Here is a 26,931-nt window from a genome sequence, read left to right on the forward strand (position 1 = left end):
TTCAAGTAAAATTATACAAGAGTGTCATTTATTCAACAGCGTAACACAATTTCTTCCACTAGCCTTGGATTGATATAGGGCATCGTCTCCGAGCTTGTAGATATCCTCTTCTCGGAGATCCTCCAATCTGACAACCGCTACACCTATAGAAACGGTTATGATACCGTATTTGGAGCTCATCGCGTGCTCTAATCGTAAATCCTCGATACTCCTTCTAATCCCCTCGGCAAATTGCCCAGACTGCTGGGGAGTAAAACCGGTGACAATGATACCGAATTCTTCCCCTCCCAATCTAAATACGTAACCTTTAGCCCTTCCGGCGAACTCTTTAATGTTCTCCCCAAGCTTGCGCAGGATATTATCGCCTTCATAATGCCCATACGTATCATTATATTTTTTGAAATAGTCGATATCGAGCATGATATAGGTTAAATAATCTTTACTTCTGGCGGCTTTATCTACTTCCTCTTGAAAGATTTTATTGAAATATCTTCTGTTGTACAGACCTGTTAATTCATCCGTTATAGAGATTTTCTCAATTAATTGAATATATTTATTTAGCTCATCATTGTTCAGCTCCAGCTCTTGGGTCCGCTCCACCACCAGTTCTTCCAGATGCTCTTTATGTCGTCTAAGCTCTTCTTCCGCCTTCTTACGCTCAGTTATATCCTTAACCGTCCCTTGAACGGCTGGCTTGTCCATATAGTTGATTATCGTTACTTTGTGAATCACATATACCTCACGGGTACTGTCCTTATGCCTGAGACTTGTTTCATATTCTTGGGGAGCATTTTTCCCATCAAACCTTCTCGAGTAAAAGTGCATCACTTTTTCCCTTTCCCGCTCACTTATGAACTTCTCGAAGGGCTGGTCAATCATTTCTTCCATCTCATAACCCAGCATATCGGCTAAGGCCGCATTTACATATTTGCATTTTTTGTCCTGAGTAATAAATATACCGTCCTGCAAGTTGTTGACAAGCTCCCGATATTTCTCTTCGGACCGCTCCAGATCGGAGTATAAACTGGCATTCTCAAGTGAAAACACCATTTCCCTAGATAACAGATTGATCACTTTCATCCGTTCCTTTGTAAATACACCTGATACCAGATTATTTTCCAGATAAATGATCGCTATCGTCTTGTTTTGATTAATCAACGGCATGCACACCATTGACTTAGGTCGATGCTTAACAATATACGGATCATTGACAAACTGTGTTTCCGAAAAAGCATCGTTGTAGATCAGACTTTCCCTCTTCTCCTCCACATCATTCAGAATGGACTCCGGTAAATTCCGATATAGCGAATAGTCGTGGACCACAACGTTTATCTTGTTATGTTCTGGGCTATATTCCCCCTCTACAAGCAGGTTGGAGTTGGATCTCATCACAATGCAGCCTCTTTGGGCTCCAGCATTTTTAATCACAATGTCCATTAGTGCTTCCAGCAGTTTGTTCAGATCAATTTCCTTGGAAATCGCCTGCGAAGCCATAATCATAGAATTCAAATCAATACTTTCAGTGAAATCAGTGATCGTCTTTCCATGCAAGAAATCCTTGGTGTTGATTTTGGACATCGTATTCGGATGCTGTTCGCTCAAATGCTTGGTCTTCCCCTTGGCACCCCAGACGGTATAGTAATATAGAGCTTGTCTTAGCAGGTACGCTGCAAACTCTCTATACTCTCTGCTGTAATAAAATTTGGCGGCCAGTTCATTCGTCAGCGCCTTATACCTCACGAAATCCCCTTTTTCACTGACTTCGATTGCCAGGTCGTAGTATTTACCGGCCAACTCATCCTTTCCGGAAATTCTGGCCCATTCCGCCTTCATTAGATATTCATGCTGCCGGAAATTTGTTGGGGAATGCTTCGCCCATTTTTTTACCCTGCTGTATTCTTTTCGCATTCTTGCTTTTGCCTTAACTTTTTCAAAGGTATTTAAGTCCTGATAACAGTAAGCTAAATTCAAGAACGTGTACAAAGCGAACTCTTCCATGAAAGCAGACCCTGCAAGTGTATCTATAATCTGATACGCCTTGTCTATATACTCCAACGAACCTTTGTAGCTTTCATAGGTGAAATGCAGCTTCATTTTATAAATATAATAGATAGCAATCCCTGAATAATACTTCGCTTCTTCAAGCTGCTTAACATAGGCCTTTTCGCTGAAGGTCCCGTCATTTAGAGAAAGGTTGTTGTCTAATTCACCCGCAAGGCTAAGAAGCTGCTGTCTGAACAGCTTAGCAGTCGCTAGGGCTTCCTTATACTTCGTATTCTCAATCATGGCGATGGATTTGCTGTTCTCCAGCAGATTTGTAGGAATATCCATGCTTGGATTCCAAAGATTCAGATAAAAGCAGGCGTGTGCAAGATACAGCATATCCCCTGATCGTAAACTGGATTCAATCGAGGTTGTATACCAATCCTCCAGAGTCTCCCAAGGTTCGGTCCATGTATGGCAGAAAAGCGTGTATAAAACATGTGCCGCCCCTTTCCATTGCAGATCATTAAATTTATCGTTGATCCTTATACCCAGTCTGCCGTAATCAAAAGCCCCCTTATGATCGCCAAATCCGGACAATAAAATGGAGTATCCAATAAAAGCAAGGGCAGATTCAGGTGAATTCCCGTACTTCAGCGTCATACTTACTTTCTTCAATACGACAAAGCCAAAAAGTGCGGTTTCTCCAGAGATAAAGCTCGGTGGAATAAAGTTGATCAACAGTCTCATAATGAGCTTAATTCTCGAATCATTCATTTCCGGTTTTTCGTAAATTTCTTCAATTGTTCTTCCTCTGAGACTGGCTTTCACTTTCAAGAATTCCTTTAATACCGATGCCATTCCGATTTTTTCAGGAATTTTAATGCCCATTGCTTGGAGTCCTAACTTGCCGGAGGCTATGGATTCCTTCATCATCCCCAGATACGTATAATGATTGGCCTGCATCTCGTAGATTTGGGCTATGGCAAAGTTGTCCCGGGTATGTCTAAGGAGAATCAAGCAAGCTTCGTTAGCAGCTTCAAGCCGATGGGTGAGGTATCCACATTCAGTAAATAATTGGTATATCTCCGAGGTTTGCTGCTCATTATCGAGCCAAGAGTCCTCCGTTAATAGGCTTCTAGCGGCCTCTAATAGTGTAAACGCAGAATCGTAACCAAAAGCAGCTTTGGCTTTTCTAGCGGCCTTCAGGGTCAAATGGATAACTTGGTCGATTTCTTCCCCTTCGTGGATATATTCGACTCCTTTATTCAAATGTGTTGCTATATCCATGATCTTCTCTTCAATTTCTTCAGGAGGCAGATGTTTAAGCAGCAGTCTTCCTATGGTCAGGTGCAGCCGATGACTTGTTTCAACATCAAGCATTTGGTAGAACGCCTGCTGAATTCGGTCGTGCTGAAATCTGAACTGTATATGAATCTGCTGGACGACATCTTCTTCCTCCTCCAGATAATCAGAAAATATCGAATAATTTGAATTCACAGGCAGGATGATATCCTCATCAACAGCTTTCATTAGAGCGCGGGCAATTTCCACTCTATCCACTTCACCAATTAAAGTCAGCATGTTAAAATCGAACAAACTTCCTATAGAGGCGCTTAACATCAACATCCGGCGTACATCCTCGGGCAAGTTCTTCAGATTCATGATTAAGAAATCAACGACATTGTCATTGAAAGGCAGATTCAAAATTTGATTAAGATCCCAGTTCCATGCACCCTTCAAGTCATCAAAATAGAGATATCCTTTTTTATATAAATCCTTCAAGATTTCATTTACAAAAAAAGTGTTCCCCTTGGTTCTCTTGTAGATAACATCAGTAAGCTCTTTAACACTGCCTGAATCGGTGCAAAGCGTGTCAGCGATTAAGCTTTCTACAGCTTCTACAGACAGGGAATCGAGAACAATTCGCCCAACTTCTCTGCTTTTTTCTATTTTAACAATAGAAGAGAAAATAAGATGTCCTTGAGAAATATCATTGTGCCTATAGGAACATATAACGAAAAATTTACGTAAACGGGTATTCAAAATCAATTTCTCAACTAGCTGTAGGCTTGATAAATCCGCCCACTGAACATCATCCAGAAACAATACGAGGGGTCTGTCATTGTTAGTAATACCTTCAATAAATTTGGCAAAGGTCATGAAGAACCGATTGGTTTCCTCCTCTGGATTCAAACGATCGATCTCAGGTTGAACACCTATCCAAGACTCTAACTCCGGTATAAGTCCGGTCATCAGAGCGCCGTTTCCGTCTAGAGCTTTGAGCAAAGAGTTCTCCATAGTTTCTTTGTAGTCCACATTCGGACTGCTCTGCAGTTGGCTAATTAATCTCCGGAATGCCTGGATCATTGCACTGTATGGGGTATTTCTGTTGTACTGGTCAAACTTCCCTTCAGCAAAAAGCCCCTTTTCTTGGCTTATGTATTTATGAAGTTCATGTACCAGTGCGGTCTTGCCCACTCCTGCATCTCCTGATACGAGCATCATTTGCGGATTGCCCCTGACACTTCTCCGGAAAGCGTCAACCAAACGTGCTATATCTTCTTCTCTGCCGTATATCTTTTGCGGAATCTGGAAGATATTCAGCCGATCCTCTTTGGCTATCTCAAAATACTCAGTTTCTTCTAAGCATTTTTTCAAATCCGCTTTTAGTCCATAAGCGCTTCGATACCGATCCTCGGATGATTTCTCCAAAAGCTTCATGATAATATCGGACAAAGCCTTGGAAACCTTCCCTTCAGTTATTGTATAAGGGGACAAGGTTTCTTTAGCAATAATTGAATAAATTTGATCCAGCATTTCTACTGATTCATGCGGCTTGATCCCGGTCACCATCTCATACACACACACGCCCAGAGAATAATAATCCGTTCGATAATCAATATCCCGATTCATTCTGCCAGTCTGTTCAGGAGAGATATACAGCAGACTTCCTTCGAGCACACCGCTGTTCTGGAACTCCTTCTTTTCCTTTGACAGTTTCACTGCCAGATCAAAATCAATGACCTGCACCACATCTTTTTCTTGATTCCAAATAATATTTGAAGGTTTGATGTCCTTATGAATGATGTTTTGTTCATGAATGGCCCCAATAATATCTACGATCTTGATGGTCAGCTTTAACAGAGTATCAAGATCCAATTTCTCTTTCTCTAGGATCCTTTTCAAGGACCGTCCGCGAATATCTTCCAGTTTCATGATGTAGTATCCGTTTTGTTCCTCCAGCTTAAGCGGCTTGGTTACTCCGGGCGTTCGTTCGCTTAACTCCTTTAACAGCCTGTACTCCTGCTTAAATCGCATCACTTCTTCATGTCCGGTAAACTCCGTTTTCAACACTTTTAAGATAAAGGTATCTTCGGTTGCCGCATCTCTGCATCTGTAAACGGCTTTTCTATAATTATCGGAAAGGGTCTCCAGTATTTGATAGTTATCCATTGCAAACATACCTATTCCACCTTTAGCTGTTATCTTCCGTCACTTCAAAATCGGCATCAAAGTTAAAAATATACGCAGCAATAAGCCAGATAATCCAACAGTTCAGCCCGAAGAATAAATACCCGAAATAGCCCAGGATAGGCATCTCGGAGAAAATATGTATTTTATCAAGAAAAGGAACAGAATACTTCCAGTAATTCGGGTTGGTGGGCATGGAATCATGAAACCACTCGCTACCAAAATTCCAGAATTCCCAAAAGAATCCGTTGAATAAAGTTGCCAGTCCGATCAGGATCACCTTAGACCAATCCCCGTTCTTAATTGGAGTAAAGGGAGTCCAGTAGCCGGTAAGTGCCATGGCAGCAGATAACATGGGGACAAGGGCAACCCATAACACCCAGAACAACAAATAAGGATAGTAGCCCATCCCGAAAGCCAATATCAATCCAAGCACATAGTAGATTATAAGAAAGATTTTGGACACCTTAAATTGGGGGCCGAATCGGTATCGATCTCTGAACAAACGGATGGTCTTAAGGAGCATATACCATTCAACGATTGCAGGCAAAACAGTCGTATAGGACAGTGAAAACCAAAAAACATTTCCGAAATTTGAAAACACTTGATTATTGGGATAATACCAATTCTCCAAGACAAAGAAGTTCAGATATTCAAAAGCAAACCAGCTGAAGCAGGAAACAACGGCCAGCAACTGCATGACATGAGGCCTCTTGGAAATAATAGACAACCCATTATTGCGTTTATAAACGATCCCGTCCAGGATAAGTATGAACGACCACCATAATGGAACAAACGTGTAGTATTCGATAGATATGAATAGTTTAATCCGCGCCCACATGAAGAACCAGCTTAGAGCAAGTACGGGTAAGCTCCACCAGAACCAAACAGGAAAACCCGTTTTCGCATCTGATTGTCTTCGTTCCACCGGCATTTTTTTAAAACCAAAGAGCCCAGGAAACACCAAAAATAAGGTAATAAACAAAGCTACAAGGACAGCTAATGAAAAGTAAATAACATTAAAGCCCGGGTCCGCACCTACCTTTTGAGCGGGAAAATCGCCGTAGCCTGCCGGAAAGCCTTCCCATTTAGTTAAACTTCCTATCAGTGGCAGAATGAAAATCAAACCAAAAGTAATGATTAGAAAAAACTTATTATTCCAATTTTTCATTATGAAATTTACCATCCAATCACTTTGTATTAAAAAGTCGAAATTTGTTGTTTATTTATTATGTATCATTCGATAAGTGTCCAGATTATTCCTGCTACTCGCTCTATTATGTTTATTAATAAAGAAAAAACCCATGCCATGGGCACAGGTTTATTAAAATACACGTTATTCGTAGCGTAAAGATTCCATAGGGTCGAGCTTAGCCGCTTTGGATGAAGGCAATAGACCCGCGACAACACTGATTAATGTACTGACACAAAGGCCGAATATCAAGTAAGTAGCAGACAGTCTGACTAATTCTACACCAAAGACATTAGATAGAACACTATTCAGTCCGAGGCTAATGATCCAAGCTGCTATTACGGCAATCAATCCGCTAAACAACCCCAATAATGCGGATTCTGAGAAGAAGATACGGCGAATATCCTTCTTACGCGCGCCGATCGCCCGCAAAATACCAATCTCTCTCGTTCTTTCCACAACACTAATATTCAAGACTACCAAAATCATGATGCCTGAGACTAGTAATGATATACCAGCTATGGCAGACAGCACCCATGATGCCATTTTCAAATACGTTGTAACTCTCTCCATAATACTAGCTAGAGGAGAACTTTGGAATCCATCCGTTTTGATCACTTCTTTAATTCCCGCTACATCATTAATATTTTCCGCATAAGCATTAAGTTGAGTGGGCTGAAGGGTTAAACCTTGTTCGCTGTAGGCATTCTCAAGCGTTGTGAACGAAGTGTAGGCGTTAGCTCCACTCATTGGACCTCTATCTTCCTGCTTATATATCCCTGAGACCACCCAATCCGCTTCAACAGTAACCGGCCGGTTCTGATCATTCATTTCGTTCATATACAAGTGGACCTTTTTACCTACCAGGGATTGATAGGTCTCTTCACTGCTAAGACCTTTTGCAAAACTTGCCGTTAGGAGGATTTCGTTCTCCAAAGGCAATGCACCTTTTTCTATATCTTCAGCTTTGATTGAATCTGTGATTGTCCCAACTGAAGAGAGTACTTTATTCGTATCATTGAACACCATATTGTTTTTGCCACTGATCGTTATAACTTTTTCGACTCGGTCCACATTTTTAATACCACTTACGGTTATGATATCCTGCTCCGTGAAGGGCTCATTTGATAGTTGCTGCATGGGACCGCCATTTTGCTGCTCTCCTACTGTTTCTGCTGACTTTGCAGGCTTTACCACATCAACTAAAAGGGGGTTCAAACTCGAATTAATCTGGTCATTCATATAACCTGTTATCCCATTTCCAAGAGAGAGCATTAGAATAACACTTAAAATTCCGATAGCCCCGCCGACAGCAACGAGAGTATTCCGCTTTGAATTCAAAATCATATTTTTGATGGCCAGTTTGAAGGAGGCTGTGAAGCTAAGGTTCTTTCCTTTTTTCTCTTCCGTCTCTTTAACGGACAAATAGCGTTCTTTCAAAAACTGATCTTCCTTAATGCACCCATCCTCTACGGAAACAATTCGACTCCCAAAGCTTGCTACACGCTGTGAATGGGTTACTGTAATGATGAGGACACCTTTTTTCGCAATGGAATCCAACAGCTCCAGTATTTGCTCACTGGTTTCCTGATCGAGCGAACCTGTAGGCTCATCTGCAAGTATAATATCCGGATCATTGGAAAGCGCCCGGGCAATCGCTACACGCTGCTTTTGACCCCCGGACAGCTGATTTGGACGTTTAGCCAAGTGATCCTTTAAGCCGATTTCCGTAAGAATTTCCTTAGCACGCTGAGTACGTTCTTGAGTACTATGGTCTGTCATTTGCATAGCAATCATTACATTTTCAAGGACGGACAAATGAGGAATTAAGTTAAAGCTCTGAAAAATAAAGCCAATCTTATCTTTACGGTAAGCATCAATTTCGACTTCCTTCATCGTGCGCAGGGTCTTCCCCTGAATGAGAACGTCACCTTCGTAATCAGAGTCCATTCCTCCGATTATATTCATAAGTGTAGACTTGCCTGATCCGGATTCGCCCAAGATCGATACAAATTCACCACTTTCAAATTTTACATTTACATCCTTAAGTACAGGCACCCTCTCTTTACCGGCCAGCAAGTAAGATTTATTCAAGTGTTTGATTTCTAATAATGACATTTTTATTCCTCCATATCCTATTATTCATCTCTATCTCTACCTTCCACTAAATTCTAACACTTCTTTGTGAACTGAATATGTACTGGACTTATATTATCTAAGATGAACTTAAGATATTAACTTAAGGCTCAGGTGTCACTACCGTGAAGATTTGGACTTCCGGCCGCTGTTGTAGTAAGACTTTCTTTGATTTAACCCGCTTTAGCGGTTGAAATCCGGATACAGCTTATCTTTCGAAACGAGCTTCCTGCGGAAAGCTTTCAGGCGGTCGCTATCGCTCCTACAGTTCCAAATTCCCCTTTCGTTCCTTCTCGCTTTTTGTTATTTTCTTTAGTTCAACTTATATAATTTTAGAATAAAGGGGCTGTCCCATAAGCCATGAAAAGGCTACTTGGGACGGCCCCGCTGTTTTTGAGTTGGATTGACTTGTGCACTTGGTGTGGACGCTCCACGAACGGACCGTTGCTCCAACGCTGTTGTGTCCAGATTTTTTTAATTCCCCTTAGCGGTGAAAATCCGGACACAAAGGCGACCGCTACCGCTTTTCCGCAATCATTCCGTCCTCTCCGCTGGTTTCAGCGGAAAAATCATACTCAAAATCTGGCTCTTTCTCGAAATCAGTGCTTGATTTTCTGTTTACGTCACTGTGCCGGGAACGATTTCGATTTAACTTCGCCTGATGTTTCACCGGGTTTGGGGCAACTACGTCTTACAGGTAGCGAATCCGGGTTGCGGACCAGTCCTTCGGTGAATTAGAGGGGAAAATGCCTGCTAATACCGACCGAAACGCCATGAATATGAGATTAAAGGGAAAATATCCCTATAATCTTACCCATTCCGTCCCAAAGAGGTATATCCTCAAAATTAGCGGGTGAAATTCCCTCTAATTGCCCAAACGGGGTAGCGGGAGCAGAAATAGAGGGAGAAAATTCCTCTATTGGGCGTAACGGATTTCTGTCTTTCTCGTCACCTGTCAAGAACTGATTTTAGTGTTGAGCCCAAAATCTTCATTGAAATCACAAAAAGAAATCGCCCTTTGGTAAAATGGAAGTACCAGCAACCATTTCAAAGGAGCGATTTCTTTGTACATTCAATATACCATGGCCCAACTTTACCTGCCAATGGATTTAGAAGAAGAAATCCCGAGCCATCACCTCGTTCGTGTCGTCAATACCGCCGTCAACCGGCTAGACGACGCTTTCTTTGCCGCAGCGTATCCGGGAGGTGGCCGCGACAGCTATCACAAAGAGAAAAGTAAAGCCTGGAAAAGCCAGGACGGAAAGATTGAAAACTGGAATTACGACGAGGAGCAAGATACGTGGACCTGTAAGGCTGGACGAACTCTTCATTTTCGCTACGAGAGCAAAGAAAGAACGGAAAGTGGATACGAAATTCGTAAACGTCATTATCGAAGCGCAAGTTGCGAAGACTGTCCATTAAAATCTAGCTGTACAAAAGTTACAGGGAACCGAGAAGTCACGGTCAGTATGGAAGCCCTACGTTACCGAAATTAGGCAAGGGAACTATTGCGAAGTGAGGAAGGATATGGCCTGGCGGTTCGAAGAATGATTGAACCGGAACGTGTGTTTGGACAACTGAAGAACAACCGGGGATTCCGGCGTTTCCTGCTTCGAGGGTTGCCAAAAGTGACGCTCGAAGTCGGATGGCTTTCACTTGCCCATAACCTGCTAAAGCAGGCCACTACGGACCGAAAACGAAAACGAGCCAGTGTCCAATAACCCGGAGTCTGGCTCGTCTTTTAGCTTTTAAGGCTTTGAACTACGAAAAGCTATCTTATTCATCAAAAATATCTACTTTTTGAGACAGCCCCTTGCTAATTAGACTCTACAGGTCCCTGGTGTTTACTTCTTCATCCTCTATATTTCCTCATCCCTTATCGCATCAATAATACTTTCTCTCTTTATTTTGGTACCCGTTATCCAGTAAGCCAAACCTACGCAGCTAACGATAAAAGGGAGGAAGAGAACGACGTAACCCCATGGCGCATTTGATATAAAGGTCTCCCATGTCACACTGCTCGCGTTCCTCAGCATGATGCTGCATCCACCTATGAGCAAAGGTATTGACAGCAGCAAAGGGATACATCCAAAAAATACACCTTCAAGCAACAGCATCCTGTTCATTCCTTTAGGAGACAGCCCGGAACTGCGGAGCACTGCAAATTGTCTTCTTCGTGCCATAAGATTTCCGGACACAGCGGTGAAGGCTCCGGTGATTCCGACGATTCCGAGGAATATTGAGAAACCGATAATAAGTATCGCAACGGATCGCATCAGTTTGTTATAATACGATTCTTGATCAATCAAGGATCGTGTATTCCAATCCTCCTTCGGAAGATATTGGCTTAGTATCGTATTGGCCTGATCTTGAGCTTCGGCTAGATTTTCACGCGGAATATACATCTTATAGGTAATTCTCTGATAATCCAGCCCCCGTTCTGGATTGAGGTTCAGCACTATATTCTCGTAAGTTTCCATAGGCACCATAACAATAAGACCAAAGGGATAATAATATTGATCCAGTTCAGGATATTGTTGGGTAAGTGCTCCTACCTTTAGCGTATAACCTTTTAAATTATGAATATCAATCTGGGCTCTTTCTTCAACAGCAAGCGAATCTCCTACAGCAATATCGAGATATTCAGTTAGGGGAGCTTGGAGCTTGTCTATAATTGTATTAATATTACCACTAGTGTAATTAACGACAATTCCTTTATGCTCGGCCGGAATCTTAAACTGCGCGGGATCAGCACCCGCCTTCTTAGCATATTCTGCAAAGGAAGCGGCATCTAGGCCCTTCAATTCCACAAATATACGCGGGCGCACTCCTTCCCGCTCCAGATTGTACCTCCCAAAGTAGTGGTTCTTATACCCTCCGACTGCACGAAAATCAGGACTTAATCTCTCCTCATCCAATAACAAGCTATGGTACGAATCACGGTACAATACCTGTTTTTGGATACCCGGAATACCGGAAAGTTCCTTCAGCATGAGTGGAGCGGGATCTTTCAAGATGTCCGCTGATACCGTCAGAGTATATGTTCTTCCGGCAAGCATCTGCTTTTGGTCCATGATCCAGATCGCTGCAAAACTCTGAAATCCTAGAAACAGCGTGATACATAATGTCAAGGAGATCATAGTCGTTCGGTATGCCTTTTTATTAGCATGCAGGGCGTTAATTGCAAGCTCTCCTTCAAACCCGAACCATCTACGTATCCATCGGTGATCTCTAGTCTTCTTAAGATTAATAGATCCCGGTGAATTACGGACAGCCTCAATGGGCAGTAGCTTTCCAAGCTTGATTGCGGGACCCCACGCGGATAATAGAACAGTGAACACGCTCGCAAGGATAGATATCAGTATAATCTCCCAGGAGAAAACAACCTGAAGGTGCATATCCATATTATCTTTTAACAGGGACATCACAAATTTAATAAGTATTAGCATACTTGTGTAGCCAAGGGTAATACCCAGAGGAATCGCCAAACTGGCAAGAATAAAAGCTTCCATTAAGACACAATATCGGATTTGCTTCGGTGTAGCTCCCACGCTTTTGAGGATACCAAGTTGTTTGATTTGGCTTTCAGATGTAACTGTAAAGGCATTATAGATAAGAATAATGAACAGAAGCATGACCAGACCCATCGACAGAAAAGCTGAGAGTAAATAGCCGGATAAGCCGGTATTTCTACCATAACCATTAGGGTCTCTAACTCCATACAATTCCAAGAGAGGGGTGTTGTATGTTATTACAGATTGACCTTCATCATTAAGCTTCACTCCGCTATTGGCAGCCAGCAGAGGGAACACTTCGTAGGCTTTACGGATGTTTTTCAAACTAGCCGATACCGTGTATTGCCCTTCTGGTAAGGGTGATTGCGTATCCATGAATCCATAAGAGTCATAACAGGGGTAAGAGGAGACCCCTTTCACATTCAGCGAACCTGTAATCGTAACCGTTAGTTCCCCAGTAGCTAGAAAGGTTTCTCCCTCTAAACGGGGAGAGTCCACGGCTATCGTGTTCCCTTCAAGTACACGCTCTCCCATAGGAAGAATTAGTGTATCACCGATCTTATATTGGGGATTCTCGGAGAAGAATAGTTTGGAGACCACAATTTCTCCGCTTTTCGCGGGGAGCCTCCCTTCTAGCAACAATTTCAAGTTGATGGTTGTTCCCCACGAATTGGGACTCAGTGGGGTGATACTTATATAGGAGCGCGATGCATCTGATAGCTTCAGAGTTTGAGCATGCGACTGTAAGTATACCTCTTTTACTTGGGGATTCTTCTGTATGTACTTCAAACGTTCCTGTGGAATGGGTTCCTCGAATCGTCCCTGCCAGCTACCTCTGGAGGCAATCGTCATGTCAATTTTATTGAGCCAATCAGTATGGCTGTACACGCCCAAAGCACAGATTAAGGAAGATGCAACTAGGATAGCTATGAATATAAAAACACTGTTACGCCGGTTTTCTATCAGATGGGAGAGCACATATTCACGGATGATTTTCATTTCCGAACCGCCTCGTCAGAAGCTATACTACCATCCTCAATCTGAATAATGCGATCTGCTTCCAACGCTATTTTCTCATTATGGGTAATGAGCAGGACGGTCTGATTGAATTTCTGATTAGAGAGCTTAAGAAGCTCAATCGTCTCCTCCGTATTCTTTTTATCTAGATTTCCGGTAGGCTCGTCTGCCAGAATAATAGCAGGTCGGTAAATCAATGAACGGGCAATAGCTACCCGCTGCTGTTGTCCTCCTGAAAGCTGATTGGGTAAATGCTTGAGCCGATTCTCAAGACCCAGTGTACGGATAATCTCTTTGAACTGTTCTTCGTCCGGATCTCTGCCATCCAGCAGAAGTGGGAGCCTAATATTCTTATTCACATCTAGAGTGGGAATCAGATTATAAAACTGATAAATCAGACCCACCTTTCTCCTCCTAAATATAGCAAGCTGCTCTTCATTAAGTTTAGATATATCCTGGTTTTCAATGGATATTGTTCCATGTGTGGGTCGGTCAACGCCCCCCAGCATATGCAAAAGTGTAGATTTCCCTGAGCCTGACGGGCCCATAATGGCTACGAATTCCCCCCTTTGCACCGAAAGATTCACTTCGTGAAGTGCGGTTACTATCGTCTCACCAGATCCATAGGTTTTGGTTAAATGTTCACAGCGCAATATCTCCATCTGTACGAACCTCCTTTATGCAGCCATTATACTCGCCCAAAATGACATTCCGGTGACAAACCAGAATTCAGCGCGTATACATTTTTACGATAAATCGTGCTCCACCCTCCGGCCGATTCTCTGCCCGAATGGTGCCCTTCTGCTTCTCAAAGATTGATTTGGCCATCGCAAGCCCGATACCCACGCTATTCTTATGGGCATTTCTCCCTTTGTAAAACCGCTCGAACAAACGTGGAATATCCTCCTTCACGAACCCTAGACCGCTATCCTCCACCACGATTTTCGTAAAAATAGGGTTTTGCTCGTAGCTGAGCAAAATAGTCCCACCCTCAGGGGTATGTTCGGAGCAATTCTTGATTAGATTGATCAGCGCTTCCACACTCCAATACCAATCTCCACAATAGAATACGGTTGGCGCGGACTGAAGGATTAGGGTCTGTCTCTTCTGGCTGATGACCTTTTCCAACGGTTCCGAAGCACTTGTGAGCATCTCAAACACATTAATCGGTTCCTGCCGCATTTCCAGAGTTCCGGCATCCAGTCTGGATAATGTCAGCAGTCTTGAAACCAGATGTTCCAGCCGAGTCATTTGACCATGAATCTTTTCTATATATAGAAGTTCCTCCCTATCCCTATTGCTGTCCAAGAGCAGCTCCGTCATCAAAAATACGGAGGTAATCGGAGTTTTAAGCTGGTGAGCGATGTCCGCCAGATTGTCCGCCAAGGATTGCCGTTCCTTCAAAGCTGTTTCACGAGTCTGGCGAAGTTCCACAACTGTCTTATACATTTCATCCTCTAGTAAAGAAAATTCATCTTCCTGAACCCGGTGAAAAACACCTTCCTGCCTTCGGTTAATGGAACTTAGATAGCTAGTTAGTTCATTGATTCGCACTCTTTTTTTCCTCGAAAAACCACATAGGGTCACGGTGAACAGCAGAAATAAAAGTCCCCAAACCCAAAGGCTATGTGTAATGGTGGCCCAGAGGTTTTCTCCGAAAAACAACCGTTGGGTGTAACCATATTTGTTCATGATTTTGAAACCAAGTTGTGATCCTTCAGTTTTCGGGTGGTTGAGTCCTTGTATCAAGGATTCTTCGAGATCCGGGTGTTGGCTATATACAGCTCCTATTAAGTAGGCAGTATGGTTATACGTTGTATTTGATATTGTCCTGGACGCCAGAATACCCATCAATAGTCCAATACATGTAGCGATTACAAAACCTATAACTAGAGCCAGGGCTAACTGTTTTCTACTCATCAGCATCTTCCGCTCTGTAGCCGATTCCGCGAATCGTTTTAATGCAGGATGGATTTCCAAGCTTCTCTCGGAGTCTCTTCATGGTTACGGTCAATGTGTTGTCATTTACAAAAGCGCCGTCCATATCCCATAAGCTTTCAAGTAGAATTCTACGGGTTAAGGTTTTATTTTTGTTCTCCAAAAGAATTAGAAGCAGCCGGTATTCGCTGGCGGTCAGCATCACCTCTTTATCATCACAAAACACCTGAGTCTTGTTCTTATCCAGCAAAATTCCTTCACAGGAAGGGTTGTTTGTTGTGGGTACTACTCTGCCCCGGCGAAGCACGGCGTTAATACGGGAGAACAAAATACTTAACTGAAACGGCTTTATAATATAGTCGTCTGCACCCATGTCAAGTCCCCTTACAACATCCTTCGCATCGTCCCGAACCGTTAGAAAAATAACAGGTGTACTTGAGTTTTTTTTCATATAAGCGCACAGCTCGTACCCATTTCCATCAGGAAGATTCCAATCCAACAGTATTAGATCAAACGGTTGGGTTTGCAAAATTGTTTTTGCCTTATGAACACTTTCTGCGCAGGTTACCATAAAGTTCCTCTTTTGCATAAATACCTGAATTCCATAGGCAATAGTCTCATCATCTTCAACGATTAGTAATTGTTGTCTTCCCATATTCGCACTCCTTGAACGTCATTTGCTTTATATGTATAGATACTTCTATAAGGTTAGTATAACTGCTGAGACATCAATCGTTATATTATTCCATCAAAAAAAGCCGCCAAAGCGACGGCTTTATCTCTTACTCAATCGTCCGTGTTATAAACTCATCATAAACTCATTTCCGGGGTTCATCACCCTTCTTCAATTCGGTGCCTTTAGCCAGCCCTTCAGGGAGTCCTTCAGTCAGTTCTTCGGACATCTCCGTCTGGGCTAAACCGGAAAAAGGCGAGGTTATGGATGGGAATCGTACTAATGGCTTGGGAGCAACTACTACAGGTTTACGAATACGTCCCCATGCGTACAAGCCTGCGAATATGATTACAAACATAGCACCGGCAGCCAATCCGCCCCCCTGCCCAGGGATTAGTGGCATGCTTACTATAATTGCAATAAGGCTTCCAATCGTGAGCCAGGAGGTGTAAGGAAAACCCTTCAATCCATGCTGCTCCGAAAATGGGCCTCCATGCCTCTTGCGTAGCCGGTAGTGGCTGGCCATAATGATGGCATACGTGAACAGTACCGAGAAACCGCCTGAGCTAACCAGGAACAAATAGACGCCTTGCGGTAAAAGCATTCCTAGACCAAGTCCTGCTAACATGGATCCTCCAGATATAAGGATTCCGCGATAGGGAATGTCCTTGCGGTCTTTCATCCAAGCCGGCGTGTGTCCTTCATCTGCTAAAGAACGAAGCATTTGTCCAAGTCCGAATACAGATGCGAGCATGGTGGATAAGACGGCTGATATCAGTACAATATTCATAGCCATTCCCGTCCATCCCAAACCATGCAGGCTGAGTGCGGATACAAACGGACTAACTTCTTCTGACACCAGAGATGAAGGAATCAGCATGAACAACGCAGCCATAGCAGCTAAATAAAGGCCAATCAATAATACGGTAGTATTACGAATAGCCTTTGGTATTGTTTTTGCTGGATCAGCTGTTTCAGTGGATGTTTGTCCGAGGACTTCGAAACCGGAATATGAGAACATTACGATCAGCATGCTTCCAGCGATCCCACGGATCCCCCCCGGTATCCAATTCTCAGAACGAAGGACATTGACGCCTACCGCTCTCGAGGCACCCGTAGTAAATCCAACTACAAAGAAAATCGCTATGAATACAAAGGCAACAATTGCGAGCAGCTTAAATACGGCTAGTCCGCTCTCCAGCTTGCTTAAACGCTCAGCTCCCAACAAATTCAACAGGGTCACACCCACAATAATAATACTACCGAGGAGCTGCAGCGATATGCCAGGGAACCAGCCCCTAATAAGAATCGACACAGCTGTTGCCTCACTAGACATAGCCAGTACAAGTCCAATCCAATAGACCCAACCAACCGTGTAACCTGCTCCCCTTCCAAAAGCTTGCTCGGTATAAGAGCGGAATGATCCTGACTGCGGATTCGCCACCGTCATTTCAGCCATCGCAGTCAAAATGAAATACACCAATATACCGCCAATTACAAAAGCGATTAGCGCAGAAGGGCCTGCCGCACGAACAACAATCGAGCTACCCAGAAAAAAAGAGCCTCCAACTACAGTACCAAGTGCAAGCATTGTAAGCTGCCACACGGATAAACCTTTTTTATCGTGCTCCTGCTCCATTTGTTCCTCCCCATACTGTTTTTTACAAGTATCTGCAAAAACTAGGGAAGTTACCCGTTAATTTTATTTCATAAGTTTGGCAAATCCAGTTTATCTGCCTTTTTAAATGACAGCATAAAATTCGTTTCACTCTCATTCGATTCAAAGTCGATATTTCCGTTGTTTTTAATCATAAGTTCTTTACATATTGCCAAGCCTAATCCTGTGCCGTTTTCTTTGTTTGTTATAAAAGGAAGGAATAATGAATGTTTAATTTCTTCTGATATATTGGGGCCATTATTTACTATATGTATATTTATATTTTCTTCATCCTGAAAACACTCTATTCTTATAGCTCTATCCGTTTTAATGTCGATCAAAGAATCTATCGCATTGCTAACAATATTAGATATTACCTGTTGAATTGATATTTTCTGAATATATATAAAATAATCATTTTCAAAGTTAATCGTTAACATAATATTCTCATTATTTAATCGAGGATTAAGTAAATATAGTGTGGAATGAATTACTTCCGTAACGGAGACTTCTGTTTTCTTTTCTTGAAAGGCGTTATTTCTTGAGAAACTTAAAAACCCGGTGATATGCATATTAATGGATGTAAATTCTTCATCAATAACATCTATGTACTTGTCTAAATTGCTTTGTTTGCGGTTACTGATATCATGACGAATTAATTTTAAGAATCCTGCAATCGAGGTCAATGGATTTCGAATTTCATGTGCCATACTGGAAGCCATTTTACCTATCAAATTTAAGCGATCATCATGAAGTTTATCAATTTTGGAATCCTTCTCATTTAATACTTCTGCATAAATTCTCATATGGGTTTCACAATATTCTCTGAAGAATATATTCTGGCGGTCAATTAATACTCCCAAAAATCTCAACGCATTCTCCTGATTAGGATAACGATTGATAATATCCATGATCACACTTCTTAATTTATCATTAACATCGAGAATCGAAGAGATCGATTTATAATTACTAAAATTCTTCTCACTCCACTCTCTGGCGATATCAAGAAAAGGATGGGCTTCAGCAGCAATATGGATGTCCGTTATGAAGTCGATAAATAAGGAGGCTACGATCTCTCGTTTAGTTATATCTATCTGCCCTGCATAAATACGATCATCCCTATCTAAAAGAATACTCCAATTTGAGATAATCGTATCTTTTTGTTCTCTTAAGTACTTTATTTCTTTATCGTAATCCATACCCGAACCTCCCAGTATACCAATTCATTTTGAATGATCAGGTACACACCAGCCTATTAATTCTTAATATATACAATAGAAACAGCATTTATCAATTAGTATTTATACTTTTTACCGTTCTTTTTCTGTAAAATCTATCTTTAAGATAGGCAACCCTATAAAAGCCGCATAACGATCAGCCTCCTGGATCACAGCTTCTTGTCTGCCTTTTAAAGATTCAAAAGGATTTATCCTCAGTTCCATTCCTTTTTTCTTAAAATTCCGCTTCCAAGTCCCTACTACCCGGCCTCCGGCCACCACTGTTGCTAGGAATACCCCGTTATTACCCGGCACAATTAAGGGAGCAATCTCAGGCTTAAGCACAGCGCTGCGATCTTTATACCCGAGTATATATTCATCAAACCCCGGTAGAAGGTACACTTCAGAATCATTGGGATTTTGGGAGTCACGGTCTATAGAGACCCAATATTCTGTGCCGTCTATTAGTTCAGACTTTAGATTCCCCTTAATGGCTTCGTGCGCTCGTCTAGAATCTGTGAGAGTCATTCCTGTCCACCAAGTTCAATTAAACCTTCCTGGAAAGACAGCTCACGGGAAAAGGGTACCCACTCCTCCAACAAGACAAAGGTCTGCTGTTTGCCGGACATGGGTCCAAAACAAATCAAGCCGTGATACGCACTATTCCACAAAATATGGTAGCCTCTTTGGTTAGCCGTGCTGATGCCCGCAGATTCCAGATGTGCAAGAAGATCTGAACGTGTTACCTGGCGCTCACCTTTTAAAGCATTATATATAACTCTTCGGCAGAGCTCCAAAGTGTCTTCATCCAGACCTAACTGAGCAAATCTTCCTTTGGCCTGCCCCAGGACGCGTGAAGCTGAAAGCTTAAGCATCCATTTCACATCTTCCGAAGGCACAAAATGAATCGTACCCCGCAGAGTCCATGTTATAACTATTTTTCGATCTGCTATAGCCTCTTGTATACTCAATAACGTTGCAGCTTGTGTGCGTAATCCGATTGCCCAGACTGCCTGCATATAATCTTGTGCCTGCAGAGCACCCAGCTCTTTAACCACCTGTTCAGGAGTCTGAGGTTTAGAACTAGATATTCGCTGATTATATAAACGGGCATCAGAAATGATTGGGTTCGTCACAGTGTTAACCTCCGTAAATCTAAGTCGAATATCATTCAGTATATCACCGTATAGTAATTTTAATATTGAGAACCCTAACATTTTATACACTCGGTTCTAATTTTTTATTAAAATTTTTGTAAGTTTTGAATGCGCTTTCCTAGAAAAGTATGCTTTAATAAAGTATCGTAAAAGAAAATTCCAGAGTAAAGGAGCTTATAAGATGGAAATATCCTCATTTTTATTACCCAAAGACAAGGTTGCCTATATAACCTCCTCACTCTCCATGCGGGAAGCCATGGATCAGCTTGAACAGCACCATTACACGGCGATCCCCATTGTGGATGAAGTTGGGAAATATGTAGGCACTCTATCGGAAGGCGATCTTTTATGGAAACTGAAAAACACACCGGATCTTACCTTTGACAACATGGAGAAAATTCCAGTAAGCGATATTCAAAAGCATGTTCATAATGAAAGCGTCTTAATTAATGCTCAAATGGAGGATATGCTGACGCTTGCGGCCGATCAAAATTTTGTTCCCGTCATCGAAACGGGTGGGGTATTCTTAGGTATTATCCGCCGAAAAGATATTATTGAGTACTACACTAGAAATATAACAGATTAAAAAGAATTCCAATCTTTTGATATAATAGAACCAAAGAGTTAAAAGGGCGGGGTTCTAGTAATGATCTACCTAATCAAACTTATCTACAGCTTCATTCTTCCACCTGGTATATTTATACTTCTTCTGGCAGGAATATCTCTGTGGCTATGGAAACGTGAACGGAAGCCGGCCTTGCTGCTTCTTGGAGTAACGTTGGTCATATACCTATCTGCAACGAGTTGGGTCGGGAGCATGTTAATAGGGAATCTGGAACGAAAATACCCCCAGCCGAGTGTGCTAAAGGGCGATATTATCGTAGTACTTGGAGGTGGAGCTACTTCGGGAACTCCTGATTTCGACGGCGAAGGGAATTTGTCTGGATCAGCTGCCAACCGTCTATTAACAGCCGTCAGGCTTTACCGCTCCAGTGGACTTCCAATCCTCATATCCGGTGGAAAAGTATTCTCCGATACGGGGAATGAAGCAGAAATTTCCCGGAGGCAGCTGCAAGCACTGGGTATTCCCAAGAAGGACATATTTATCGAGAACCAATCTCTGAATACCGAACAAAATGCTAGATTGTCAGCAGAACAATTGAAGAATCAAGGTTTTTCTGAACCTATATTGGTTACTTCTGGCTTTCATCTACCGCGAGCCATTATTGAGTTCAAGCATGCTGGACTGATTGTACAGCCTTATCCTACTGATTATTGGACCAGCAAACCAGAGAAGCTCTATGTGTCAAAGTTCATACCGTCCTCCTCAGGCCTCTCCTTAACCGCAACAGCACTGAAAGAATACCTCGGAATATTAGCTGCAAAATTTTAATGTGCAAACAAAAACCGTCCCAAGATCAGCAGGTTCTGAGATCATGGGACGGTTTCTTATATGTGCAAGTTAATATTATGATTATGCAGTAGTAGCTACGGTAGCAGTTGGCTCTTCAACTTCATCATGCATGATTTTAATCTGGATCATTACTGTACTTGGATCCGTAAGTACTTCTATTCCATCCTGGAAAATCAGGTCGGACACCAGGAGTTGATCACCGGCATCAAGGCCGCTAATATCAACTTCCATGGAGGTTGGCAAAACATCTGGCATACAACGAACTTCTACTTCGTATAAATCGACCTGCAGTACTCCACCGGATTTAAGGCCGATAGCTTCTCCAGCAAAATGAATCGTAACTTTGCTATCCATGCTTATAGTCATATTTACATGTTGGAAGTCGATATGCATAATTTTACCTGATAATGAGTCCTTTTGGATGTTTTGAACAACAATTGGCATTACCTTCTCATCGGCTGTTTTGCCTTGGAGAATTGCGCGTGGATTCTTTTTCAGAATATCCAGCATTTCTTTCTCATTCACTTCTACATTCAAAGTATCTTTACCAATGCCGTACAACACAGCGGGGAGGCGTCCTAATTTTCTAGCTTGACTCTTTTGGGACTTTGTTTCACCAGTGCGTTTGTCTAATTGAATAAATTTACTCATTTTTTGGTTCCTGCTCTCTTTTGACCATAAATTCTTGTCAAACCGATTATAACATGACCATAGAATCTAGTCAAATCACCACTTGCGTTTATTCATATTCATCAAAAGGGTCTGGAATATCAATATGATAAGCCTCTGCATCACTAACTCCCACAGATAGAATGGCTCGACCAGTCCCAAAGCGTATAAGTCCGCCACTGAAAATAACATCCTTTAGGTCGGGACGTTTGCCGGGACCAATGGGAAAGTCACTTCTAGCCGCGATAATTTTTATAGGTGAGGTCTCCTTTGTTTCAGGGTTTAGGGAGAACACTATAGAATAGTAATGCTTGTTATCTATGGTATCAAAGCAGGCAATATGTCCCAACACACCCACATGGCCATTTTTCAATAGATGCGCTTCGTTGGCGCCTCCCCACTCTGAAGGAACAAATTGGTCTTGGAAAACCTCTGCATCTATAAAGGTTTGCTCATTGAGCTCATCTAGCGAAGGTATAATCGTGAATCCTATTTTTCCTCTTCCACCTCTAATACCCTGCGGTCTTGTAAATACCCCCACCCTGCCATCTGTCAGCTCAATCAGGCGAATATCCTTCATAGTACCAGGTCCGGAAGAGAAGTGGCATAAGGAATCGATATTGAATCCACGATAAAATTGAGTGACCCATGACATGATTTTCTCCGGCTCATCTGGATCTGTTATGACTTCAACTCCACCGACGATTAATTCACCATTGATTATGGAATAGAACGGATCCTGCAAATTATAGGTGTGTGTATGAGCCCGAGGACTCCAGACTTCATTCTCGCATGTAAAAAAGAAGACTTGAGAGAACTCACTATCTCGTTCCTCAACTCTTCCCATGATGACCTCCTCGCCATTATATCTGAAAGGGGCCGTTATATTATATACGTCTCGATTGCCAACCCCGGAGAAGGCTAGTTTCTCCACCCGGGTTGTACGGAGATTCGCATAAAATGTGTCTAGAAGCTGGGTACAGGTTCTTGTCTTAGTCTGTTTCCTTTTCATAACCATGCTCCTTAGGGTGATTCTATTCAATTAGCGTGTCAACATCTTCTGTAGTTTCTTCTATCCGAATGAGCTCACCCGGCTGAACATTGAAGTATAGACAAAGCTTTAGCAAAAGATCCCGAGGGTATTGAACCATTTCATCCTTATACATCCTGCGAACGGAATCGAAATGGTAATTGACATCTTTTGCAAGCTTGCGAATAGATAATTTAGGGTCGTGTTTTATCATGACCTCACTCAGTTTGCTGCGTATGACCGGCATACATACACCTCCTACAACAATATATATTGGGAATGACAGAGAGTCAATAAAATTGACAAGAAAAAATGGTCATGTTATAGTGAAGACAGGAAAAAATTTGTAATTCTTGTATTTTCAGAAAATTTTATACCCACTTCCTCAAGGAAATAAAGACCTCTTTATTTTCTTTTTTTGTTCCCAAAAATCCCAAACCCAAACGGAGGCTCTTAATGAAAAGTACACTCAGCAATCGAAATATCGTTTTTATGAGCACCAGTCTCCCGAGAGAATGCGGTATTGCTACATTCACACAAGATTTATTAGACCAGTTTGAACATATGCGTGGTTTTAATAAACCTCGTATTATCGCCATTAACAACAACGAAACCTACCACTACGGAGATCAGGTATGGAGAGAAATAGACCAGCACAAGCTGTCCGATTATATAGATACAGCCGATTTACTAAATAAATCGAATATGGATCTTCTCGTTATCCAACATGAATTCGGTATTTATGGAGGAGAAAGCGGAGAATATTTGATTCCGTTCGTCGAAAAACTCAATATACCATTCATCGTTATTTTTCATACCGTATTAACAAAACCTTCACTAAAACAGCAGCAAATTATTACACGACTAGCTGAACTAAGCGTTAAAGTCGTCACGATGGCCCAGTCCACGGTCAATGATCTAATTTCTATCTATGGAATAGAGTCCAAAAAGATCTCATTTATCCACCATGGAGTACCCTATGTCAAAACAGAATCCAGGTCCAAACTAAAAGAACAATACGGCTTTGCCAACCGAAAAATATTATCCACCTTTGGTTTTTTAAGCCCGGGTAAAGGAATCGAATATAGCATAGAAGCCATGCAAGGAGTGGTTGAGCAGCATCCGGATTGCCTCTATATCATTTGGGGTAAAACACATCCTGTGGTCAAACAAGAAACAGGCGAGGTATACAGACAGAAGCTGATGGATCTTGTAAAAGAATTCAATTTAGAGCATAACGTAATATTCGTCGACAAGCTATTAACGCAGGAAGAAGTAATTCAATCCCTTGTAATGTCAGACATCTATATGACTCCTTATTTAGGTAAGGATCAAGCTGTAAGTGGTACATTGGCCTATGGAGTAGGTTATGGCCGAGTCATTGTTTCCACACCTTATCGCTATGCAGAAGAAATGCTAGCTGAAGGCAGAGGTTTGCTTGCTAATTTCCGCGATTCTGCCTCTTTGGAAGCTTGTATCCTTCAATTGTTGGATAGCCCTGATTTAGTAATAGAAATGGAACACCGAACACTAGAGCTTGGGAAAACGATGTTATGGAGCGAAATCGCCAAAACCTATGCTGCAATGTTCCAAGAGAAAATTGCGAGCTCGGAATTAGCAAACAGGAGTGTGGTTTGATGGTAGTACCAACGATAGTAAAGTTCAAAAATGATTACATGCGCAGAATTACGGATGATACAGGGATCTTCCAGCACACCAAATTTGGCGTGCCCGATCGCTCGAAGGGTTATACGACAGATGATAACGCACGCGCATTAATAGCTGCTGTGCTGATGTACAGCAGCTATAAGGATTCAGACACACTGGATCTGATTCACACCTATATATCCTTTATTCACCATGCTCAGAATTCTGATGGAAACTTTAGAAATTTCATGGATTACAACCGTTCCTTTATGGAGGATAGCGGCTCCGAGGATTGTCAAGGACGCACGCTGTGGGCGCTTGGTTTTGCCCTTTCCCATTCCTCATCTTTACCCGATAATCTATTGAACACTTGCCGTTACATGATCAATCAAGCCTTACCGCATATCGAAGCTTTGGGTTCACCCCGTGCAGGAGCTTATGCACTGATCGGTCTAAGTTACCTGATCGAAACACCTAATGCATTGACCTATGCCTTTCCCTATCCCCACACACCAAGCACCGCGGAAGAAGAGGCGTTTCTGCCAAGAGAATTCATCATGGATCTGATTGAAACTGTAGCGGTTCGTCTGCATAATCAATATACCCTCAATAAAGGGAGCGGTTGGAATTGGTTCGAGGACAGCCTTACTTACGGGAACTCGATGCTTCCTTGGGCCCTTCTAAAAGCATTTCGCATTTCCGGCAACGTCAATTTGAAGGATACTGCTAAAGAAAGTCTGGATTTCCTGAGCTCTAAGACATTCTCCGATGAAGGCTACTATAAGCCGATTGGCAGCCATGGGTGGCTGCTTCGGGGTGGAAAAGCTGCTCCCTACGATGAACAGCCTATTGAGGCTTGTGAAATGCTTCTCGCATGCAAAGAAGCAGCACTTATCCTTCAAGACATGACATATCTTAAGAAAGCAGCCCTATGCTATGATTGGTATTTAGGTCATAACTCATTAAATACGTCTCTCATTGATCCGCAAACCGGAGCTTGTTATGACGGCATCCACAGTACAGGATTGAACCTGAACCAAGGCTCGGAGAGTATCATTTCTTACTCCATTGCCCATCTGGTGATGCACCATGAATAAATTCGCGACGATCCTGGCAGGAGGTGGAGGTACCCGCTTCTGGCCACTCTCTAGACAAGAGGTTCCTAAGCAACTCCTGAATATTAGCGGTAACGATATAATGTTGAATGATACCATAGAGCGTTTCAAAGGGATTATCCCTCAAGAAAATACAGTAATTGTTACGAATCGTACTCAAGCCGTGCTGCTGGAAAGTATTATGCATAGCAGTGTATCGAAGAACAACATTCTCATTGAACCCGTTGCACGAAATACGGCTGCAAGTATTCTTTTTGCTGCCTTAAGCATAGAGAAAACCCACGGCGATTCTTTAATGGTTGTGTTGCCTTCAGATCATCATATAACCGATGAGGAACAATTCCGTCTTACACTAGATGAAGCATGCACAGTAGCGATGGAAAGAGATAAAATAGTGACCATAGGAATTAGGCCTGTGTTCCCTTCAACTGGCTACGGTTATATTGCCTATGATAAAGATCCTATTTCTATAAACCCTGTAGCGATATACGATGTAGCTGAATTTGTAGAAAAACCAAACTTTAAGAAAGCACAAGGTTATCTGGCATCCGGTAATTATTTATGGAATAGCGGCATCTTCATTTGGAAAACATCGGTTATTATTGATAATTTCAAAAGATATCTTCCCCGGCTGTATAAGTCGATGCTTCCCATCAGTGATGGTCTGGGTACAGATCAGGAAGATGCTGTTATAAATCAGATATATCCGACGCTTCAAAGCATATCGATTGATTACGGCATCCTTGAGCGCTCTGATGAAGTTGTTGTTCTCTCCGGCCAATTCGGCTGGAATGATATCGGAAGCTGGGATGCTCTTGGTGCCATATTCCCTCCAGATGAGTCAGGCAATATTATTAAAGCCAATCATATCGGCATTGATACCCGCAATTCTATTATTTATGGCAACGGCAGACTTATTACAACCATAGGTGTTGACGGCTTTATCATTGCAGATACCGGGGATGCGCTTCTAATCTGCCCTAAGGACAATGCGCAGGCCGTCAAAGACATCGTCGATATATTGAAGGAAAAAGGAATGACAGAGTATATTTAAGAAAGTACTGTTTTGCACAAAAAAGGGGCTGTCTCAAAAGTAG

19 protein-coding genes and 1 pseudogene are annotated in these 26,931 nt (G+C 42.3%); 6 read left to right on the forward strand and 14 right to left on the reverse strand.

Annotated features, from left to right (window positions below; translation table 11 throughout):
* Nucleotides 1–24: 24 nt before the first annotated feature.
* The 3 genes from J2T20_RS05780 to J2T20_RS05790 form a co-directional block, all read right to left on the reverse strand.
* The gene (locus tag J2T20_RS05780) at nt 25–5,448 is read right to left on the reverse strand and encodes a diguanylate cyclase (RefSeq protein WP_307586467.1); all 5,424 of its coding nucleotides are present in this window, start codon (nt 5,446–5,448) and stop codon (nt 25–27) included.
* A 13-nt stretch (nt 5,449–5,461) separates the two neighbouring features.
* Nucleotides 5,462–6,628: a small-conductance mechanosensitive channel gene (locus tag J2T20_RS05785; protein WP_307586468.1), complete on the reverse strand. Its 1,167-nt coding sequence runs from the start codon at nt 6,626–6,628 to the stop codon at nt 5,462–5,464.
* A gap of 165 nt (nt 6,629–6,793) precedes the next feature.
* Nucleotides 6,794–8,767 carry an ABC transporter ATP-binding protein/permease gene (locus tag J2T20_RS05790; protein WP_307586469.1) on the reverse strand — a complete coding sequence of 658 codons (1,974 nt, stop codon included), beginning with the start codon at nt 8,765–8,767 and terminating at the stop codon, nt 6,794–6,796.
* A gap of 1,235 nt (nt 8,768–10,002) precedes the next feature.
* Between J2T20_RS05790 and J2T20_RS05795 the strand changes: the two are divergent.
* Nucleotides 10,003–10,506: pseudogene (locus J2T20_RS05795) on the forward strand (transposase); the annotation flags it as partial.
* A 138-nt stretch (nt 10,507–10,644) separates the two neighbouring features.
* Here the strand turns inward: J2T20_RS05795 and J2T20_RS05800 are convergent.
* From J2T20_RS05800 to J2T20_RS05835, 8 genes are all read right to left on the reverse strand, one after another.
* Entirely contained in the window at nt 10,645–13,299 is a 2,655-nt protein-coding gene (locus J2T20_RS05800; protein ID WP_307586472.1) for an ABC transporter permease, read from the reverse strand.
* The gene (locus J2T20_RS05805) at nt 13,296–13,979 is read right to left on the reverse strand and encodes an ABC transporter ATP-binding protein (RefSeq protein WP_307586474.1); all 684 of its coding nucleotides are present in this window, start codon (nt 13,977–13,979) and stop codon (nt 13,296–13,298) included. The genes J2T20_RS05800 and J2T20_RS05805 overlap by 4 nt, the downstream gene beginning before the upstream one ends.
* Before the next feature lie 67 nt (nt 13,980–14,046).
* Nucleotides 14,047–15,237 (reverse strand): sensor histidine kinase, encoded by a 1,191-nt coding sequence (locus J2T20_RS05810; protein WP_307586477.1) that lies wholly within the window; start codon nt 15,235–15,237, stop codon nt 14,047–14,049.
* Nucleotides 15,230–15,910 (reverse strand): response regulator transcription factor, encoded by a 681-nt coding sequence (locus J2T20_RS05815; protein WP_307586479.1) that lies wholly within the window; start codon nt 15,908–15,910, stop codon nt 15,230–15,232. The genes J2T20_RS05810 and J2T20_RS05815 overlap by 8 nt, the downstream gene beginning before the upstream one ends.
* Nucleotides 15,911–16,073: 163 nt before the next feature.
* Complete coding sequence (locus J2T20_RS05820) at nt 16,074–17,567, reverse strand: amino acid permease (protein WP_307586480.1); 1,494 nt, start codon at nt 17,565–17,567, stop codon at nt 16,074–16,076.
* Nucleotides 17,568–17,635: 68 nt separating this feature from the next.
* Nucleotides 17,636–18,784, reverse strand: coding sequence for a sensor histidine kinase (locus tag J2T20_RS05825; RefSeq protein ID WP_307586482.1), 1,149 nt, complete (start codon nt 18,782–18,784; stop codon nt 17,636–17,638).
* Between the two features lie 111 nt (nt 18,785–18,895).
* Nucleotides 18,896–19,330, reverse strand: coding sequence for a DNA glycosylase AlkZ-like family protein (locus J2T20_RS05830; protein WP_307586484.1), 435 nt, complete (start codon nt 19,328–19,330; stop codon nt 18,896–18,898).
* The gene (locus tag J2T20_RS05835) at nt 19,327–19,938 is read right to left on the reverse strand and encodes a DNA glycosylase AlkZ-like family protein (RefSeq protein WP_307586487.1); all 612 of its coding nucleotides are present in this window, start codon (nt 19,936–19,938) and stop codon (nt 19,327–19,329) included. Before J2T20_RS05835 ends, J2T20_RS05830 begins: the two co-directional genes overlap by 4 nt.
* A gap of 202 nt (nt 19,939–20,140) precedes the next feature.
* Here J2T20_RS05835 and J2T20_RS05840 point away from each other — a divergent pair, with 202 nt between their 5' ends.
* Nucleotides 20,141–20,545: a CBS domain-containing protein gene (locus J2T20_RS05840; RefSeq protein WP_307586489.1), complete on the forward strand. Its 405-nt coding sequence runs from the start codon at nt 20,141–20,143 to the stop codon at nt 20,543–20,545.
* 60 nt (nt 20,546–20,605) lie between these two features.
* Nucleotides 20,606–21,352 carry a YdcF family protein gene (locus tag J2T20_RS05845; RefSeq protein WP_307586491.1) on the forward strand — a complete coding sequence of 249 codons (747 nt, stop codon included), beginning with the start codon at nt 20,606–20,608 and terminating at the stop codon, nt 21,350–21,352.
* An 81-nt stretch (nt 21,353–21,433) separates the two neighbouring features.
* Here the strand turns inward: J2T20_RS05845 and J2T20_RS05850 are convergent, their stop codons facing one another.
* The 3 genes from J2T20_RS05850 to J2T20_RS05860 form a co-directional block, all read right to left on the reverse strand.
* On the reverse strand, nt 21,434–22,024 hold the full coding sequence (locus J2T20_RS05850; RefSeq protein WP_307586493.1) for a 50S ribosomal protein L25: 591 nt from the start codon (nt 22,022–22,024) through the stop codon (nt 21,434–21,436).
* Nucleotides 22,025–22,112: 88 nt separating this feature from the next.
* On the reverse strand, nt 22,113–23,054 hold the full coding sequence (locus J2T20_RS05855) for a DUF1861 family protein (protein WP_307586494.1): 942 nt from the start codon (nt 23,052–23,054) through the stop codon (nt 22,113–22,115).
* Nucleotides 23,055–23,076: 22 nt separating this feature from the next.
* On the reverse strand, nt 23,077–23,319 hold the full coding sequence (locus tag J2T20_RS05860; protein WP_307586495.1) for a helix-turn-helix domain-containing protein: 243 nt from the start codon (nt 23,317–23,319) through the stop codon (nt 23,077–23,079).
* 209 nt (nt 23,320–23,528) lie between these two features.
* On the opposite strand from J2T20_RS05860, the gene J2T20_RS05865 reads away from it, so the two are divergent.
* From J2T20_RS05865 to J2T20_RS05875, 3 genes are read left to right on the forward strand one after another with little or no spacing between them, the layout of a single operon-like run.
* On the forward strand, nt 23,529–24,710 hold the full coding sequence (locus J2T20_RS05865; RefSeq protein WP_307586496.1) for a glycosyltransferase family 4 protein: 1,182 nt from the start codon (nt 23,529–23,531) through the stop codon (nt 24,708–24,710).
* Complete coding sequence (locus J2T20_RS05870) at nt 24,710–25,816, forward strand: glycosyltransferase (RefSeq protein WP_307586498.1); 1,107 nt, start codon at nt 24,710–24,712, stop codon at nt 25,814–25,816. The genes J2T20_RS05865 and J2T20_RS05870 overlap by 1 nt, the downstream gene beginning before the upstream one ends.
* Nucleotides 25,809–26,888, forward strand: a complete 1,080-nt coding sequence (locus tag J2T20_RS05875) for a mannose-1-phosphate guanylyltransferase (RefSeq protein ID WP_307586500.1) — start codon at nt 25,809–25,811, stop codon at nt 26,886–26,888. The genes J2T20_RS05870 and J2T20_RS05875 overlap by 8 nt, the downstream gene beginning before the upstream one ends.
* Nucleotides 26,889–26,931: the final 43 nt, after the last annotated feature.

The sequence above is a fragment of the Paenibacillus wynnii genome, assembly GCF_030812855.1.
GTDB classification, from domain to species: Bacteria; Bacillota; Bacilli; order Paenibacillales; family Paenibacillaceae; genus Paenibacillus_AQ; species Paenibacillus_AQ wynnii_A.